Source organism: Enterococcus sp. DIV0660C (assembly GCF_017316125.1).
GTDB lineage: Bacteria > Bacillota > Bacilli > Lactobacillales > Enterococcaceae > Enterococcus_B.
Map to the genome: position 1 here is coordinate 11,985 of NZ_JAFLWA010000017.1, position 18,920 is coordinate 30,904.

Sequence of the window (18,920 nt, forward strand, 5' to 3'; positions counted from 1 at the left end):
TGTTGAAGGGAAATGATTTGCGCTACAACCTTATCCACGGTGTTCTCAAAGCAACTTCTCGAAATAATTCGTAATTGACCAAAAATATGGAAAGCTATTATTGTCAGTTGCTCATTATTTTGTCGAAGCTGACCGCTTTGCGCCACAACCTTTTTTTTTAAAAGTTATTTCTTTTCATCAAAAACCTTGATAAGTAGAACGAATGTTCAGTTTTTTTGTTATAATAGAGGAGCATCAAAAAGTAAAGGAGGAGTAAAATGTCTTTACAATTTATTCTCGGCTCAGGTAAAAAAGATCATCGAACAGCATTAATTGATGAGGCGACGGCTTGGTTAGAAGCAGCTCCTCAAAATCAAGTCTTTTTCCTTGTCCCTAATTACAATAAATTTGAACAAGAACAAGAATTATTAGCAATGTTACGTCAGCGCAAAGGAACAAAAAACTTTAGTACGACAAATGTCCAAGTTTTCAGTTTTTATCGACTCGCATGGTACATTTTACAGCAGACAACTTTGCTTTCAGGTAATAGTATCACCGAAACTGGCTCAGCCATGATTCTGCGTCAGATTTTAGAAAAAAATCGCGAAAAGTTGACTATTTTTCGTGGCGAGGTCAACAAAAAAGGGTTTATCAAGCAACTCCAAGAATTGTATGAAGAAATGCGCACAGGAAATATTCAGCCTAATGATTTAACGGCTGGCTTAACGACGAAAGGACCAAAAGAAGCAGATCAACAATTGAAAATGCAAGATTTGCGATTGATTTTTTCTGCGTATGAAGAAGAATTATTTGACCGTATGTTACAAGCCGAAGATGCTTTGACGATTTTGAGTGAATATCTCTACCAACATGATTTCCAACATGTGAAATTTTTGATGACGGGCTTTTCTCGCGTCAATGCGCAGGAATATCAGCTGCTAAGCGCGATGATGGTAAAAGGAAATCTGGTTGTCGATTTATTACTTGATCGTCCTTATCCGAATGAAGTGCCTGAACCTTTAAATTTATTTTACGAAACAGGAAAGTTATATTTTCGCTTATTGAATGGAGCAAGGGAACATCGTGCGCCAATTTTAGTTGATCAATATGCACCAGCGAAAGAAGTACCAGAGGTGTTAGCCACACTACAAGATATGTGGGAAGAAACAAGTAGTCATAAGCAAAATCGTTCACGGAAAATCGGTGCACAAAAGACGATTCATTTGTGGGAGGCGGAGACACCGACAGAAGAAGTCCAACAGCTTGCTGTAGAAATTCGTCGTTTGGTAAGCGAAGGAGAATGTCGGTATCGCGATATCCAAGTACTGACGAAAGATATGCTGCTTTATGGCAATTTACTAAAACCGATTTTTCAAGAAATGGCGATTCCGTTTTATCTTGATGAAGAACAATTGATGGAAAATCATCCCTTGGTTGAATGGATCAATAGTTTGTTTGCTTTAGATCGTTACGCGTATCGTTTGACTGATATTATGCGATTTTTCAAAACGGAGTTATTGATTGCTCCAGAAAATCCAGAATTAGAACAAGAACATTGGCAAGTTATAAGAGATGACTTTCGTAAGAAATTGGATCTCACAGAAAATGTTGCTTTGGCTTATAATTATCAAGGAAATTATTGGACCCGTGCAAAGGATTGGACGTTTGTTTCTTATAACTTTGAATCAGAAGAAATGGAGGATGTCCAAGAACTACAAGAGCAATCAAATGAAATTCGACGCTTATTCCAGAGTAATATCCCAAGTTTCTTTAAAAAAATCAAAAGCTGTGAAAATGGACAAGAAGCCGCTAGTGTTTTTTATCAGTTTTTAGTAACGAGTGGTGTCCGGCAACAACTTTTATTTTGGCGAAACCAAGAAGTTGCTCGCGGAAACTTAGCTCAAGCAAGAAATCACGAGCAAACGTGGGGAGCATTGATTGACTTATTGGATGAGTTTGCATTGATTTATGGAGAAACCAGTTTCGAATGGGAAATCTTCCAAGATATTATCAGTAGTGGATTAGAAAACCTAAGTTATGGGAAGATTCCTACAGCAATTGATCAAGTTCAAGTGAATCGCTTGGAATTGGTTCGGCCAAATCAAGCAAAAATCACTTTTGCTTTGGGTTTGAATGATCAAACCTTTCCAGCTCGTCAAGAAACAAAAGGGTTGTTGTCTAGCGAAGAACGAGAACAGTTGAATCAAGCATTGGCTGAAGGCCAATATTTGTTTGATCCTGCAACGGAAAGTATGTCTTCTGAGCCTTTTCAAGCTTATTTGGTCTTTCTTTCAGGCACAAAGCGACTTTATTTAAGCTATGCGCAAAGTTATGATACGGATCGAAGTTTGAAAATTTCTCCTTATTTACAACGAATCAATCATTACTTAGCAATACCAATCGAGAAAAAAACGCGGTTAACGGTAACTAGTGATCCAGCAAATTATATTGGCACGTATCGGAGTGCTATTGATGCGTTGAATCGAATGTTTCGTTTGGCAGCGGATGAGAAACAACAATTAGCGAAAGTTTGGACTGAATTAAGAGAAGTTGTTCTTCATTCTACTTGGCGCAATTTTGCTTTGCGTGTATTTGAGAGTCAGTCTCATTTGAATGTTCCAGTCTCATTACCGACAGAGTTAGCAGAGCAGTTATACGGGAAAGAAATCTATACATCTATTTCTCGCATGGAAAATTTCTACAATTGTGAATATAAATATTTTGTTCAATTTGGCTTGAAGTTGAAAGAACGCATGATCTATGGATTGACCCCCGCAGCAACAGGGGATTTTTATCATGAGTCATTGGATCGTTTCTTTAAACTATTATTTTCAAATCAACTTTCACTTGTTAGTATGACGGAAAAGGAACGCCAAGAATTCACTGAAAAAGTTCTCCAAGAAGTGTTTGGTGAATTGCGCTTTGAAATTTTAGATAGCTCTGCTCGGATGAACTATATTCGTTATCAATTGAGTCAAACAATCCAAAAAGTTGCATGGGCATTACAAAAACAAAGTAAAAATACGGGTTTACATCCATTACAAACAGAGATTTTATTTGGACAAATCGCAGGGGCAAAAGGGATCCCCGGTTTGGAGTTACCTTTGCAAAATGGCGGGAAACTTCATGTTCGCGGGAAAATCGACCGTATCGATACGGCAACAGAACAAGATGAAACATGGTTAAGTGTCGTGGACTATAAATCAAGTGGGCGAACATTTGATGTTACGGAGGCTTACTATGGGATGGCTATGCAACTATTGACTTACTTAGATGTTGCTTTGATGGACGCAGTACGCTTAACCGGACAAGCCACAGTCAAGCCTGCTGGTTCTTATTATTTACATGTCCATAATCCCGTATTAACAGAGAATGAAGAGATCGAAAAGAATACGTTGAAAAAATTTAGTTATGATGGTGTTTTTGTTGACGATCCGGGATTGTTGGAAGTTCTTGATCATTCGCTAGAAGCGAAAGAACAATCTTTGATCTATCCAGTGAAAAAAAATGCGAAAGATGAATATCAAAAAGGCAGCTACAGTAAAGAAAAATTCTTCACAGAAGAAGAATTACATCAGTTTATGGCACATAATCGTAAAAATATGCGTTTAGCTGGTGACGCAATCACTTCGGGAGAAATCAAACTGAATCCAGCGTATAAAGATAAACAGCGTATTGCTTGTCAATTTTGTCCATTTCGAAGTGTCTGCACTTTTGATGTAATGTTAAAAGAAAATAATTATCATCGTTTAGAAAAATTGGACAAGGATGAAGCATTACGCAGAATTTTGAAACGAGGTGAAGAAGAGTGAGTCAGATTCCGTTAAAGCCCCAAAATGAACGTTTTACAGATGAACAATGGCAAGCCATTTTTGATCGCGGGGACAATTTGCTGGTCTCCGCTTCAGCAGGATCTGGGAAAACGACGGTTCTTGTTCGTCGAGTGATTGAAAAACTTAAAATGGGTGTAAACATTGATGAACTCTTGATTGTTACGTTTACTGAAGCCGCTGCACGTGAAATGAAAGAAAGAATCCAAGAAGCTTTGCAGTCGGCAATCAATGATGAAACAGATACACAACGTCAACAACATTTTACAAAACAATTGATGTTGCTTCCTACTGCTAATATTTCGACACTACACGCATTTTGTTTAACTGTCATTCGTCGTTTTTATTACTTGATTGATATCGATCCGGTTTTTCGAATGTTAACAGATGAAACAGAAACGTTATTGATGAAAGAAGATGTGTGGGACGAATTACGTGAACGCCTTTACGGAGAAAAAAATGAGCGGTTTTTCCAATTAACGACGAACTTTTCAAATGATCGATCAGATGAAGGATTGACTGATTTGATCTTTTCTCTTTATGAATTTGCGCGTGCCAATCCAGATCCAGCTAATTGGCTTAAACATTTGAGTGACGCTTATCGCTTAGAAGGCTCACTTAGCGAATCGGCATTATATCAAGAGCAACTACGCCCGTTGATTTTGGCAGATGTTTTTCAATGTGTACAAGATTACGAAGAAATGGTTCGTTTAGCTCAGACGGAAGGCTTGGAAAAAATGTATGACCAGGTTTTGGAGGAACGTGAAAGAGTCAACGCAATCTATGAGGCATTTATGCAAGACCAACTAGATGTTGCTTATCAAGGTTTAGAAAACTTAACCTTTTCCACATTTAAAAGCAGTCGAAAAGCAGAGCTGAAAGAGTTATCAGCAGAAATAAAAACTCTTCGAGATCGATCGAAAAAAATGATTCAAGAAATCAGTAAGAATTATTTTGCTGTTTCACCCGTGCAAATGGAAGCCATTATGACACAAACTCTTCCTTTAGTAGAAGAGATGTGTCAAGTAACACAAGCATTTATGGCTGGATTTAGTGAAAAAAAACGTGAAAAAGGTGTATTAGATTTTAACGACCTAGAGCATTTAGCGTTGATGATTTTGACCAAAAGAACTGCGAACGGTTGGGCAGCAAGTGAAGCCTCGAACTATTATCGAGAGAAATTTAAAGAAGTAATGGTTGATGAGTATCAGGATGTCAATCAGCTACAAGAGGCAATTTTATACTGGTTAAGAGAACCAGATCCAACGAACGGAAATCTTTTCATGGTTGGAGATGTCAAGCAGTCCATTTACTCTTTTCGTTTAGCCGATCCAAGTTTATTCATCAAAAAATATCAAGATTTTTCAAAGGCAGACGGTGGTAGAAGAATCGTTCTGGCAGAAAATTTTCGTTCACGAGAAGAAGTATTACATTTCACCAATTTAATTTTTAGTCAAATTATGGATGAACAAGTTGGCCAGATTACCTATGATGAAGCTGCAAAATTAGCATTAGGTTTTCCTGATTTTCCTAATAGTACGCAGTTCGATCCAGAAATTTTGATTTATGAAAAAGAACAGGAAGAAACTACGGAAGAGTTGCCTTCGGATGACTTCCTTGAAGATAAAACAGAGGGCGAATTATTGATGACAGGGTTGAAAATTCGTGAATTAGTTGATAGTAAATGGGAAATCTATGATAAAAAATTGAAAGCGAATCGACCAGTTGAATATGGCGATATTGTTTTGCTAACACCGACGAAAAAAAATAATTTAACGATTTTAGATGTGTTCAAGACATTAGATATTCCATTGGAAATGAACGACGCCCAAAATTATTTCCAAGCAACGGAGATTCGGACAATGATTTCATTATTACAAATCATTGATAATCCTTATCAAGATATTCCTTTGGTAGCTATTTTACGTTCACCAATCGTTGGCTTGATTGAACCTGAATTGGCACAGATTCGCTTAGCTGATCGAAACCATACATTCTTTGATGCGCTTTTGACTTATGAAAAAATGAATCAAGATCACTTGAGCGCTAAGCTCTCTGATTTTAGAGAGTTATTGGACAAGTGGCGTGAACTTGCGCGACGTTCTTCAATTGCAGATTTGCTTTGGACTATTTACTATGAAACAGGTTACCTAGAATACGTGGTAGGATTACCGGCTGGTGTCCAACGGCAAGCAAATTTGTATGCGCTAGTAGATCGTGCGAAAGCTTATGAGCAAAGTTCGTTTCGAGGGCTGTATCAATTCGTTCGTTTCATCGAAAAAATGCAAGAAAAAGACAAAGATTTGGCAGAACCTGTCATTGCTGTGGAAGACAATGCAGTACGGGTGATGACGATTCACGCGAGTAAAGGACTAGAGTTTCCCGTTGTCTTTTTGCTGGACATGACGAAAGAATTCAATTTACAAGATTTACGAAAACGCTATGTATTTGAGGAAAAATTAGGGGCAGGAATCCGCTACATGGACCCGCAAACTCGTGTGTTATTTGATACATTACCTTTTCAAGCAATCAAATTAGCTAGACAAAACAAATTATTGTCGGAGGAAATGCGTAAGTTATATGTCGGATTGACTCGTGCGGAACAAAAACTGTTTATTGTGGGCTCCTATAAGAGTCGCGAACAAACAATCAAAACGTGGAACGAAGCGCGAAATACAGCAGACCTTGTTCTGGATCCAGCACTCCGTTTAAAAGGTCGAGGAAGTTTACTGAATTGGATTGGTTATAGCTTGATTCGTCATCCTCGAATGTCCGAATATTTAGAGGAAGAGTCAACAATGACTTTAGCTGATGCGAAGGATTCCTTTAGCATTATATGGATGAACCAACAAGCGTTAGTCGAAAAACGACACCAACTTGCACAACGAGAACCTTCTTTAGTTAAACCGAAAGAAAACCAAAATGGCTTATCAGAGACTCTGCGTCAACGTTTAACCTATGTTTATCCTTATCAGGCGGCGACTCAAACGACTAGTTACCAATCTGTTTCAGAAATCAAACGATTATTTGAAGATCCAGATGATAGTCAGGCAACAAAGTTAAGTTGGGAAGACAATCAAACAAAAGCAAAAAATCATCAATTTCGTTATACACAAGAACAACTAGCCGAACCTAAATTTTTACAAAAAGGTGTGTCGGCAACTGCAATTGGAACAGTCACACATACATTGTTGCAGTTATTGCCATTGGTGCCACCAACAGAAGAATCGATCCAAGCGTTACTAGCAGAGCTAGTCAAAAAAAGGTTAGTAGATCAACAGGTGGCAAAAAAAGTCGACATTTCTGCAATTCTTTGGTTTTTTGAAACAGACTTTGGAAAGCAACTATTGAAGAATGCCGCAAAAGTGAAAAGAGAGCAACCATTTGCGATGTTGATGACAGCAGATGAAGTGTTTGAAAATTATCCAGATGAAAGCGATGAATTACTTATTCACGGAATCATTGACGGCTATATTGAATTTGCAGATGAAATCTATCTTTATGATTTCAAAACAGATTTTCTTATGAATCCAGATAATCCAGATGAGGTTGATAAAGTTGTCCAAAAATATTTAGGACAACTTCGACTTTACCAACAAGCATTAGCAGATTCTTTAGGAAAACCTGTAACGAATACCTTTTTAGTTTTATTACGTGGCAAAAAAATCATAAATGTTAACAAAAGATTATGAATAAGCATAAGTTGCTTACACTTTGTAAGTATTATGCTATACTCTTCAAAAAGAGGTGAGTAAGATGGAGCTTACACAGACAGACTTTGTTCTATGTCCGAAGTTTGAGAAAACTTTCTCAATTTTGGGAAAAAAATGGAACGGATTAATTATTGATGTATTACTAGAAAATGGTCCGCAACGCTTTGTTGATCTTGCTACAAAGATTCCGATGGTTAGCGACCGAGTATTGGTCGAGCGTCTAAAAGAGTTAGAAAAAGAAGGAATTGTTACTCGAAATATCTCCTGTAATGAATCTAATCGTTCTGAGTATCTTTTAACTGAAAAAGGAGCAGATCTACAAAACTCAATCAAACAGTTACAAGTTTGGAGTGAAAAGTGGGTCACTGAGGAAGAATGCAGTTGATTTCAGGACAAAATTCTTGTAGAATTGATTTTGTAAATTGTAAATAAACAAAGAACCATGACGAAAAAGAGTAGTTTGGCTAAACCAGATCAGGGAGATTTGCCATAGACTGAGAGCAAATTCTGTGTTTGAAAAATGAAGTTCACTTTCTGAGTTCGCCTAGTTTTTGCTACTAGGCCGGCAATTATTGTCGTTAATCAAGTAAGTGTGTGAGTAGCTAATCGCTTTACTCACAAATTAGGATGGTATCGCGAAGACCTCGTTCCTTGATAGGAATGAGGTCTTTTTTTGTATTTGAATTTGAAGGAGGAAACCAGCAATGTCTTTACAAGCACAACTCGAAAGCTTGAAAGAAGCAACGATTGTTAAAATTAATGCCGCACAGGATTTGAAAGAATTGAATCAAATCCGCGTGGAAACGTTAGGGAAAAAAGGCCCGATTACCGAAGTTCTTCGTGGAATGAAAGACCTTAGTCCAGAGGAAAGACCAAAAGTAGGTAGCTTTGCAAATGAAATTCGTGATTTTTTAACAGTAGAAATTGAACGTAAAAAAGAAGTTCTTGAAGAAGAAGCACTGAATGCTGCTTTAGCAAAAGAAACACTTGATGTGACTCTACCCGGTCGTCAAGTAAAGCAAGGAACACGCCATATCTTGACACAAATCATGGAAGAAATCGAAGATATTTTTGTTGGAATGGGTTATCAAATCGTTGAAGGTTACGAAGTAGAGTCAGATCACTACAACTTTGAACGAATGAATTTACCAAAAGACCATCCGGCACGAGATATGCAAGATACGTTTTATATTTCCGAAGATATTTTAATTCGCACACATACTTCGCCTGTTCAAGCACGAACAATGGAAAAACATGATTTCTCAAAGGGTGCATTACGTATGATTTCACCTGGGAAAGTGTTCCGTCGTGACACGGATGATGCCACTCATAGCCATCAATTCCATCAAATTGAAGGTCTTGTGATCGATAAAAATGTAACAATGGGTGACTTGAAAGGAACATTGGAAGTTGTTATGAAAAAAATGTTTGGGGAAGATCGCAAAATTCGTTTGCGTCCAAGTTATTTCCCATTCACTGAACCATCTGTTGAAGTAGATGTTAGCTGTTTCAAATGTGGAGGCAAGGGTTGTAACGTCTGCAAATATACGGGTTGGATTGAAATTTTAGGTGCTGGAATGGTTCATCCAAATGTTTTAGAGATGTCAGGGATCGATCCAAATGAATATTCAGGATTTGCTTTTGGACTTGGACCAGATCGCGTAGCAATGTTACGTTATGGTGTTAATGATATCCGTAATTTCTATCAAAATGACTTACGTTTTTTAAGTCAGTTCAAGGGGGAGTAAAAAAGGATGTTAGTTTCATATAAATGGTTAAATAAATATGTTGATTTATCAGCAGTGACACCACAAGAATTAGCAGATAAAATGTCTGTTACTGGTATCGAGGTCGAAGGAATCGAAGTGCCAGAAGATGGTTTGAAAAAAATTGTCGTCGGTGAAGTAAAAGAATGTGTACCGCATCCTGATTCTGATCACTTATCCATTTGCCAAGTAGACATTGGTGAAGAGGAATTATCTCAAATCGTTTGTGGCGCGCCGAATGTTAAAGCGGGCATCAAAGTTATCGTTGCTTTACCCAATTCACGGATTGCTGGCAATGTGAAAATCAAAAAAGGAAAAATGCGCGGCGAAGTATCCAATGGGATGATCTGTGCGTTACAAGAAATTGGTTTTTCTGATAGCGTGGTGCCAAAAGAATATGCAGAAGGTATTTATTATCTTCCTGAGGATGCTGTGAATGGTGAGCCAGTATTTTCATATCTTGGTATGGATGATTCAATTATTGAATTATCGATCACACCGAACCGCGCTGATGCACTATCCATGCGTGGTGTTGCCTATGAGGTTGGCGCAATTTATCGCCAAACACCAACATTCGATGATGAAAAACTAACCGAAGTTGATCGTTTGGCTAGTGAAAAAATTGCTGTGACTGTGGAAGACAAAGAACTTGTTCCAGCGTATCAAATTCGGGTAATTGAAGGGGTTAAAATTCAACCAAGTCCACAATGGTTACAAAACCTTTTAATGAACGAAGGAATTCGTCCAATCAACAATGTAGTTGATGTAACAAATTATATCCTGTTATTGTTTGGTCAACCATTGCATGCATTTGACTATGATAAACTTGGTTCGAAAGAACTTGTTGTCCGTCATGCCAAAGAAGCAGAAGAATTAGTGACACTTGATGGTGAAACACGCCAATTGACACCAGAAAACTTGGTAATCACTAACGGCTCGGTTCCTGTTGCTTTAGCGGGTGTCATGGGTGGATTGGATTCAGAAATCACTGAAACAACGACAACAGTAGCATTAGAAGCAGCATTATTTGATCCAGTTTCTATTCGTCGAACAGCGAAACAATTCAATTTACGTAGTGAATCTTCTGCACGTTTTGAAAAAGGAATCAATCATGCAACGATTGCTGAAGCAAACGATGTTGCGGCAGCTATGATCGTCGCACTTGCTGGGGGCGAAGTTCTAACGGGTGCAGTAGCTGGTGCGGAAGTGACAGTCGAAGATGTAACAGTTCCAATCACATTACAACGAATCAATCAATATTTAGGGACAAACTTGACTAGTGCAGAAGTGAACGAGATTTTTGAAGCACTTGGTTTTGATTATCAAGAAACTAATGAAACATACGTTGTCGTTGTTCCACCAAGACGTTGGGATATTCAAATTGAAGCAGATATCATTGAAGAAGTTGCTCGTATCTATGGTTATGATCGTTTGCCATCTACATTACCAAGTGGTGAAACAGTTGCTGGAAGTTTAACGGCAGAGCAAGCAGGTACCCGTACCATTCGTACATTGCTTGAAGGTAGTGGATTGAATGAAGCAATTAGTTATGCGTTGACAACCGAAGAAAAATCTCGTCAATTCGCAATGAAAGAAACGAATATCACTCGTTTAGACTGGCCAATGAGTGAAGAGCGTTCAGTTCTTCGGATGAACTTGATTAGTGGGTTATTGGACAATGTTAATTACAATGTCGCTCGTAAAAATACTGATGTTGGTTTCTATGAAGTAGGACGTGTGTTCTATCAGGAAAATGATCCTTTGACTCATTTGCCACAAGAAGTAAAACATCTTGCGTTAGCTATTTCTGGTACATGGCAAGAAAAAGATTGGCAAACAAAAGCAGAAAAAGTTGATTTCTTTACAATCAAAGGATTGTTAGAAAACATTTTTGCCCAATTATCCATTACTGAACAAATGAGTTATCAAGCAACCACTATGCCAGAAATGCATCCAGGTCGAACGGCTGCCATCTATCTTGGTGAACAATACATTGGGTTTGTTGGTCAAGTTCATCCAACGATTGCTAAAGCGTATGACATTCCGGAAACGTATGTTGCAGAATTAGATTTAGTTTCACTGATTGAAGCAGCACAAGCAGGAATCACCTATCATGCTGTGACAAAATTCCCAGCCGTTAGTCGAGACATTGCTTTGTTAGTTAAAGAAGAAATAACAAATCAAGAATTAGAGACAGTAATTAAAGCATCTGCTGGTAAATTTTTAACAGAAATTCAATTATTTGATGTCTATCAAGGGGACAATATCGAAGCAGGTAACAAATCAATGGCGTATAGCTTGACATTTGTAAATCCTGAAGCGACATTGACGGATGAAGAAATCAATAAAGCTATGGATAAAGTAACCCATGCATTAACAGAAAACTTGCACGCAAGTATTCGTTGATTCTTTTCTTATCCAGAAAAACCCAGCCACGAGGCAGACGGGAAAGTCTAACTCGTGACTGGGTTTTATTTAGTCAAAAAGCGAGGACCAAAATATTCTTCATTTTGATCCTCGCTTTTTGTTTTGATAATTAGTTGAAATAGTTGATCCCCATCGCAGATTTTACTTCTGCTAATGTTTCTGCTGCTACTTCTTTTGCAGCTAAACTGCCTTGACGTAACATTTCCATAACAGCTGCTGGATCTTTTTCAAACTCTTCACGACGTGCACGAATTGGTGCAAATTCAGCTTCTAAAACGTCAATCAAGTAACGCTTGATTTTGACGTCACCAAGACCACCACGACGATAATGTACTTTCATGTCTTCAATTGTTTCTTTATCTGTTCCGAACACATCCAGATAAGTGAAGACCATGTTTCCTTCCACTTGACCAGGATCTTCCACATGGATGTGGTTGGGATCTGTGTACATGCTCATGACTTTTTTCTGAACAACATCAGCCGGATCAGCAATATAGATACCATTGCCCAGTGACTTACTCATTTTCCCATTACCATCAATCCCAGGTAAACGTCCCATTCCTTTTGGAGGGAAGACACCTTTTGGTTCAACAAGAACTTGACCATACGTATGATTGAAGCTTTGCACGATTTCTTGTGTTTGTTCCAACATTGGTTTTTGATCTTCACCAACAGGAACTAAATTTGCTTTGAAAGCTGTGATGTCAGCAGCTTGTGAAATCGGATAAACAAAGAAACCCGTTGGGATACTTTCGCCAAATTTCTTTTGTTCGATTTCTGATTTCACTGTTGGATTTCTTTTCACACGCCCAACACTGACCAAGTTCATGTAATACATGGCTAACTCAGATAACTCAGGAATTTGTGATTGGATAAATAAAGTTGATTTTGTCGGATCAAGACCAACAGCCAAGTAATCCAATGCGACTTGTAACACATTAGAAGAAACTTTTTCAGGATTTTTTGCATTATCTGTTAAAGCTTGCATGTCAGCAATCATGACAAACAGTTGATTCTTTTCGTCAGCTTGCATTTCCACCCGCGTTTTTAAAGAACCGACATAATGGCCAAGATGCAATCTTCCCGTTGGACGGTCTCCAGTCAATATAATATTTTTCAAAAAAGACACCTCTTTACGATTTGTAAGACTAGCACTTTATATCTTACCGTTTTTTTTTGGAAGAAACAACTAGTCAAATGAAAAAACGCGGAAAGGGTACAAAGGAAATTGAAGTGAAATGAACATTCAAAAACAAAATAGATTTGTAGAAAATAACGTAGAAACTTTACATTTCCCTTTATTATCAGATATAATATGTTTTATTAAGTATCTTTAAAAGAAATCTTACTAAATAATAATGGGAGTGTAATGATATGGCAATGATTGAATTTAAAAACGTGGAAAAGTACTATGGAAAATTCCATGCTTTGAAAAATATTAACCTCGAATTTGAGAAGGGGGAAGTAGTTGTTGTCATCGGGCCTTCAGGTTCTGGAAAAAGTACAATGTTGCGTTGCATCAATGGCTTAGAAACTATTTCCTCAGGACAACTACTGATAAATAACAAAGATTTAAGAGATAAACAGACAAAATTAACAGAAGTGCGTAAAAATATCGGGATGGTTTTTCAACATTTTAATTTATACCCCAATAAAACTGTACTAGAAAACATCACACTAGCACCAATTAAAGTGCTGAAGCAAGATCAAGCAACTGCAATCAAAAATGCTGAAAAATTTTTAGATACAGTTAATATGCTAGACAAAAAAGATTCTTACCCATCGATGCTATCTGGTGGACAACAACAGCGTGTTGCGATTGCCAGAGGTTTAGCCATGAATCCAGAGATGCTACTATTTGATGAGCCAACTTCAGCGCTTGACCCAGAAATGATTGGGGATGTACTAGACGTTATGAAGAAGTTAGCTAGAGAAGGAATGTCAATGATCGTGGTCACTCATGAAATGGGGTTTGCAAAAGAAGTAGCAGATCGAGTGATTTTTATGGCTGAAGGAGAAGTTTTAGAAGAGAGTCGCGATGTAAAAGGTTTCTTTGACAATCCACAAGAAGAGCGAGCACAACAATTTATTAGTAAAGTAATCAACCATTAAAATTTAGGAGGAATTGTATGAAAAAGCATAAAAGCTTTCGTCTACTCTTTCTGCTAAGTATCGTGTTACTTGCACTGGTTGGCTGTAAGGGAGCAAGCGTAGCGGACGAAAATATCGCAGAAAGAATCAAAGAAACAAATGAGATCACTTGGGGTGTCAAATATGATACTCGTTTATTTGGAATGATGGACATCAAGTCTGGTGAAGTTCAAGGCTTTGATATCGATATTGCAAAAGCAATCACACAGAAAATACTTGGTAAAGAGGGACAAGCAAATTTTGTTGAAGTGACTTCGAAAACTAGAATTCCGTTGTTAAAAAATGGAAACATCGATGCAATCATTGCGACGATGACGATCACCGATGAACGAAAAAAACAAGTGGATTTTTCAGACGTTTATTTTGATGCTGGACAATCTTTGCTAGTCAAAAAAGGAAGCAGTATCCAAAGTGTGACTGATTTAGATGCTTCGACAACCGTTTTGGCTGTCAAAGGTTCGACTTCAGCAGCGAATATTCGTGAACATGCACCCGATGCAAATATTTTAGAATTAGAGAACTATGCAGAGGCATTTACGGCACTTCAATCGGGACAAGGAGATGCAATGACGACTGACAATGCGATCCTTTTAGGAATGGCGGATGAAAATCCAAGCTATACGTTGGCAGGAGGTACATTTACCAATGAACCGTATGGAATTGCCATCAATAAGGGGCAGAAAGAATTTTTGGATGAAGTCAATCAAGCATTAGCAGAAATGATTGCTGACGGCACCTATGATGAAATTTATCAACACTGGTTTCCAAATGAAACGGATGGCAAAGTTGATTAAGGAGGGACAATATGAGTGAATTGATACAAACTTATGGAGCGACCTTTGCAGAAGGATTCAAAATTACAATCTTTTCTAGTATTTTGGCGCTCATAGCTAGTTTGGTTATTGGAACATTGATGGCAATTTTTCAGTTGTCAAAAAATAAATGGATCAATGGTTTAGCAAAAGCTTACGTTGAATTTTTCCGGAATATTCCGTTGCTGATCATTGTCATGTTTTTCTATGTAGTTGTACCGATGTACTGGATGCAATTAGATGGGTTTCAGGCTGGAACAATTGGCTTGACGATTTATACATCTGCATTTATTGCAGAAACTGTTCGTTCAGGGATCCAAACAGTTCCTAGTGGACAAATGGAAGCAGGCATGTCATCTGGTTTTACTTACTCAGAAACAATGCGGTATATCGTCTTGCCTCAAGCATTTAAGATAGTTATCCCACCGTTAGGAAATCAGTTCATCAATCTAGTGAAAAATTCCTCTATTCTAGCAATGGTTGCAGGATTAGATTTGATGTATCAAGGGGACTTGATTGCTAGTGAAACATTCAATACATTTGATACCTATATTATTGTTGGTCTATTTTATTTGATTATTACATTGCCCCTTTCTTATTTGATGGTTCATCTTGAGAAAAAATGGGCAGTTCGTTCATAGAAGGAGGAAGTTGAATGGATTTTAGTGGTGCTTTTTCATGGATGAATATCCGTTTTTTACTAGAAGGGTTGAAAGTGACTGTCGAAGTTTCTTTGGTCTCTATCATCTTTAGTTTTTTGATTGGTGGTTTAACTGGTGTGATTCGTTTTGCGAATATTCCTTATTTATCCAAAATCGTTGGCTTGGTGATTGATATTATTCGTAATCTGCCATTGTTACTCATCATTTTCTTCACGTATTTTGCTTTGCCACAAGTGGGCATTCAAATGAATATCTTTTGGTCCGCCGTTGCTGCGTTGACAATTTTTGAATCAGCTATGCTCTCAGAAATATTCCGCGCAGGATTGAACGCCGTACCAAAAGGACAAATGGAAGCAGGTTTATCAACCGGATTGACTTACGTTGAAACGATGCGTAAAATCGTCATGCCACAAGCGTTTAAATCAATGATTCCTGCAATCGTCAGTCAATTGATTTCGCTAATTAAAGATACGTCATTAGCGGTAATTATTTCTTTACCAGAATTGACGCACCAAGCACGAATCATTTATGGGCAAAATACAAATTATGTTTTGCCAATGTTTGTCGCTATGACTTTGATGTACTTTGTCATTTGTTATGCATTATCATTATTATCCGGATTTTTAGAACGACGGAAATACAGTTATTAATAAATAAAAAATCTCAAATTCTTTGTTTAAAAAAGAACAAAGAATTGGGGTTTTTTCTTTGTAAAAAAAGTGTGTTAAGCAACCCGCTCAAAAAGTTCAAGACTTGAAAAATTGCCTCAAAAAGTCCACAATAGACAGATAGAATGAAATCAAAAAAAAGGATGGGTTCCATTGTCAGATAATCGCCCAATAGGTTTTATTGATTCAGGTGTTGGCGGACTTACAGTTGTCAAAGAAGCACTGAAACAATTACCAAATGAAAATATTTTATATGTAGGAGATACTGCGCGTTGTCCATATGGTCCACGACCTGCTGAACAAGTGATTCAATTTACGTGGGAAATGACCGATTACTTGGTGGATCAAGGAATCAAAATGCTTGTGATTGCTTGTAATACGGCAACGTCAGTAGCTCTGGATGAAATCAAAGCGGCGTTACCTATTCCTGTGATTGGCGTTATCCTTCCAGGAACGCGCGCGGCTTTAAAAGCAACGAAAAATAAACGAGTAGGAGTGATTGCAACATTAGGCACGGTGAAAAGTGGTGCCTATGAATCAGCACTCAAAGAAAAAGCACCGGAGTTAACTGTTAATAGCTTACCTTGTCCAAAGTTTGTTTCGGTGGTCGAAAGCAACGAATATCACTCCTCTGTTGCAAAGAAAATCGTAGCAGAAACTTTAGCACCATTATTAACTAAAAATTTAGATACACTTATTTTAGGTTGTACCCACTATCCTTTATTACGCCCGATTATTCAAAATGTGATGGGAGAAAGTGTGACTTTGATCGACTCGGGGGCTGAGACTGTCGGAGAAGTTTCTATGCTCCTCGATTATTTTGAAATTAGTAACAATCCTATTCCAGGAAGAACCATCAACAAATTTTACACAACCGGCTCACCAAAATTGTTCAAAGAAATTGCGCAAGACTGGTTACCGCTTGATGAGTTAGAAGTTGAACACATCGAACTAGGAGGAAATTAACGCATGCGTCATGATGGAAGAAAAGCACAAGAATTAAGAAAAGTCGATATTCGTACCAATGTATTCAAACACCCTGAGGGATCAGTGGTCATCAGTTTTGGAGACACAGAAGTGATTTGTTCTGCAACAATTGAAGAGTCAGTTCCACCATTTTTACGCGGAACTGGTACTGGATGGGTTACGGCAGAATACAGCATGCTTCCTCGAGCAACAAATACCAGAAACCGTCGTGAAAGCAGCAAAGGAAAATTAACCGGTCGAACGATGGAAATCCAACGATTGATTGGACGTTCTTTACGCGCGGTGGTCGATTTAGAAAAGCTAGGCGAAAGAAGCATCATTGTTGATTGTGATGTTGTCCAAGCGGATGGTGGAACACGTACAGCAAGTATCACAGGTGCATTTGTCGCTTTAACATTAGCAATCGAAAAACTAGTCAGAGAAAAAGAAGTGACAGAAGATCCATTGAAAGAACACTTGGCTGCCATTAGTGTAGGAATCTTGCCTGATGGTCAATGTGTAACGGATTTGGATTATGAAGAAGATTCTGCAGCACTAGTTGATATGAATTTAGTGATGACTGAATCTGGAAAATTTGTGGAGATTCAAGGAACAGGTGAAGAAGCAACCTTTGATGGTGAACAATTGAATGACATGCTTTTTTATGGAAAGTCAGCAATTGAACAGCTGATTGCAGAACAAAAGCATGCGCTGTTGACTGAACTTTCAGCTAAAGCAACTCAAGTGGAGGATGGAACAAAAACAATTGTTATTGCAACAAAAAATCCTGGAAAAGCGGAAGAATTTCGCCAAATGTTTGGTAAAAAAGGATATACAGTCAAAACCTTGTTTGACTATCCAGAAATACCAGATGTGGAAGAAACAGGGAAAACCTTTGAAGAAAATGCACGTTTAAAAGCAGAAACAATTGCACAAATCTTGAAACAGCCTGTACTGGCTGATGATTCTGGATTAAAAGTCGATGCACTCGGTGGAATGCCTGGCGTTTATTCTGCTCGTTTTGCCGGTGAACCAAAAAGTGATGCAGGAAACAATGCAAAATTATTGCACGAGTTAACGGATGTCCCGAATGAACAACGAACAGCGCAATTTCATTGTACATTAGTGTTTGCAGCGCCTGATAAAGATAGCTTAGTGGTGGAAGCCGAATGGCCTGGGAAAATTGCTAGAATTCCTGAAGGGGATAATGGGTTTGGTTATGATCCGTTATTCATCCCAGACGGTTCAGCACACACAGCTGCGGAAATGTCTAGTGAAGAAAAAAATCTAGTGAGTCATCGCGGACAAGCAATGCAAAAATTGAGCCAAAAATGGCAACAGTGGTTGGAAGGAGCAAAATAAATGCGCTATTTAGTTGTAAGTGATAATCATGGTGACCGTGATATCTTAGTGGACTTAGTCAAACGTTATCGTTCAGACGTTGATTTTTTCTTTCATTGCGGAGATTCAGAGTTACCTGCAGATGATTCATTGTGGGAAAACTTTCAAGTTGTTCAAGGAAATTGTGATTATGGTCCAGGGTTTGAAGCTAAAAAAGTCATCAATACTGGTCGTGACAACATCTATCTTACCCATGGACATCTATCGAATGTTCGGTTTGATTTGACTCAATTAGCTTTAGAAGCACAATCAGTCGAAGCAAATATGGCATTTTTTGGTCACACACATCAAATCGGTTGTGAGATGGAAAAAGGTATTTTATTTTTAAATCCTGGCAGTATTTCACAACCACGCGGCCTCATTCAAATTCCGTCGTATGCAATCATTGAAAGTTTAACTGATGAAATCAATGTTCAGTATTATAATCGTGCACATCAACCAGTAGAAGAATTAGTGTTTCACTTTTCTCGCTGATTTTATGGACTAATTTCTAATTTTTGCTAAAAGTTCATCATTTCTTTATGGAATTTGCATCCGTTTTCGGT

General features: G+C 38.0%; 13 protein-coding genes. 12 read left to right on the forward strand and 1 reads right to left on the reverse strand.

All coding sequences use genetic code 11. The features are described 5' to 3' along the window. The first annotated feature begins 257 nt into the window (after positions 1-257). From DOK81_RS04300 to pheT, 5 genes are all read left to right on the forward strand, one after another. Positions 258-3,791, forward strand: coding sequence for a PD-(D/E)XK nuclease family protein (locus tag DOK81_RS04300; protein WP_206908699.1), 3,534 nt, complete (start codon positions 258-260; stop codon positions 3,789-3,791). Next, entirely contained in the window at positions 3,788-7,501 is a 3,714-nt protein-coding gene (gene addA, locus DOK81_RS04305) for a helicase-exonuclease AddAB subunit AddA (RefSeq protein ID WP_206908701.1), read from the forward strand. The genes DOK81_RS04300 and addA overlap by 4 nt, the downstream gene beginning before the upstream one ends. 64 nt (positions 7,502-7,565) lie before the next feature. Further along, positions 7,566-7,907 (forward strand): helix-turn-helix domain-containing protein, encoded by a 342-nt coding sequence (locus DOK81_RS04310; RefSeq protein ID WP_206908702.1) that lies wholly within the window; start codon positions 7,566-7,568, stop codon positions 7,905-7,907. A 319-nt stretch (positions 7,908-8,226) separates the two neighbouring features. Next, positions 8,227-9,270 (forward strand): phenylalanine--tRNA ligase subunit alpha, encoded by a 1,044-nt coding sequence (pheS, locus tag DOK81_RS04315; RefSeq protein WP_206908704.1) that lies wholly within the window; start codon positions 8,227-8,229, stop codon positions 9,268-9,270. Positions 9,271-9,276: 6 nt separating this feature from the next. Continuing rightward, complete coding sequence (gene pheT / locus DOK81_RS04320; protein ID WP_206908707.1) at positions 9,277-11,694, forward strand: phenylalanine--tRNA ligase subunit beta; 2,418 nt, start codon at positions 9,277-9,279, stop codon at positions 11,692-11,694. A 130-nt stretch (positions 11,695-11,824) separates the two neighbouring features. On the opposite strand, the gene trpS is transcribed toward pheT, so the two are convergent. Continuing rightward, on the reverse strand, positions 11,825-12,835 hold the full coding sequence (gene trpS, locus DOK81_RS04325) for a tryptophan--tRNA ligase (protein ID WP_206908708.1): 1,011 nt from the start codon (positions 12,833-12,835) through the stop codon (positions 11,825-11,827). Between the two features lie 254 nt (positions 12,836-13,089). Between trpS and DOK81_RS04330 the strand changes: the two genes are divergently transcribed. From DOK81_RS04330 to DOK81_RS04360, 7 genes are all read left to right on the forward strand, one after another. After that, on the forward strand, positions 13,090-13,827 hold the full coding sequence (locus DOK81_RS04330; protein WP_206908710.1) for an amino acid ABC transporter ATP-binding protein: 738 nt from the start codon (positions 13,090-13,092) through the stop codon (positions 13,825-13,827). A gap of 17 nt (positions 13,828-13,844) precedes the next feature. After that, positions 13,845-14,660, forward strand: a complete 816-nt coding sequence (locus DOK81_RS04335; protein WP_206908711.1) for a transporter substrate-binding domain-containing protein — start codon at positions 13,845-13,847, stop codon at positions 14,658-14,660. Between the two features lie 11 nt (positions 14,661-14,671). Further along, a complete protein-coding gene (locus tag DOK81_RS04340) occupies positions 14,672-15,319 on the forward strand; it encodes an amino acid ABC transporter permease (RefSeq protein ID WP_206908743.1) in 648 nt (215 codons plus the stop codon). A gap of 14 nt (positions 15,320-15,333) precedes the next feature. Beyond that, on the forward strand, positions 15,334-15,990 hold the full coding sequence (locus DOK81_RS04345; RefSeq protein WP_206908750.1) for an amino acid ABC transporter permease: 657 nt from the start codon (positions 15,334-15,336) through the stop codon (positions 15,988-15,990). Between the two features lie 171 nt (positions 15,991-16,161). Continuing rightward, complete coding sequence (racE, locus tag DOK81_RS04350; RefSeq protein ID WP_206908752.1) at positions 16,162-16,974, forward strand: glutamate racemase; 813 nt, start codon at positions 16,162-16,164, stop codon at positions 16,972-16,974. A 3-nt stretch (positions 16,975-16,977) separates the two neighbouring features. Further along, the gene (gene rph / locus DOK81_RS04355; RefSeq protein ID WP_206908754.1) at positions 16,978-18,336 is read left to right on the forward strand and encodes a ribonuclease PH; all 1,359 of its coding nucleotides are present in this window, start codon (positions 16,978-16,980) and stop codon (positions 18,334-18,336) included. Further along, positions 18,337-18,849, forward strand: coding sequence for a metallophosphoesterase (locus DOK81_RS04360; RefSeq protein WP_206908756.1), 513 nt, complete (start codon positions 18,337-18,339; stop codon positions 18,847-18,849). Positions 18,850-18,920: the final 71 nt, after the last annotated feature.

Excerpts from the sequence above, each read along its gene's own strand:
- pheT (WP_206908707.1), top strand. The coding sequence starts at position 9,277 with ATGTTAGTTTCATATAAATGGTTAAATAAATATGTTGATTTATCAGCA.
- DOK81_RS04300 (WP_206908699.1), top strand. The coding sequence starts at position 258 with ATGTCTTTACAATTTATTCTCGGCTCAGGTAAAAAAGATCATCGAACA.
- rph (WP_206908754.1), top strand. The coding sequence starts at position 16,978 with ATGCGTCATGATGGAAGAAAAGCACAAGAATTAAGAAAAGTCGATATT.
- pheS (WP_206908704.1), top strand. The coding sequence starts at position 8,227 with ATGTCTTTACAAGCACAACTCGAAAGCTTGAAAGAAGCAACGATTGTT.
- DOK81_RS04345 (WP_206908750.1), top strand. The coding sequence starts at position 15,334 with ATGGATTTTAGTGGTGCTTTTTCATGGATGAATATCCGTTTTTTACTA.
- DOK81_RS04335 (WP_206908711.1), top strand. The coding sequence starts at position 13,845 with ATGAAAAAGCATAAAAGCTTTCGTCTACTCTTTCTGCTAAGTATCGTG.
- DOK81_RS04330 (WP_206908710.1), top strand. The coding sequence starts at position 13,090 with ATGGCAATGATTGAATTTAAAAACGTGGAAAAGTACTATGGAAAATTC.
- DOK81_RS04310 (WP_206908702.1), top strand. The coding sequence starts at position 7,566 with ATGGAGCTTACACAGACAGACTTTGTTCTATGTCCGAAGTTTGAGAAA.
- DOK81_RS04340 (WP_206908743.1), top strand. The coding sequence starts at position 14,672 with ATGAGTGAATTGATACAAACTTATGGAGCGACCTTTGCAGAAGGATTC.
- DOK81_RS04360 (WP_206908756.1), top strand. The coding sequence starts at position 18,337 with ATGCGCTATTTAGTTGTAAGTGATAATCATGGTGACCGTGATATCTTA.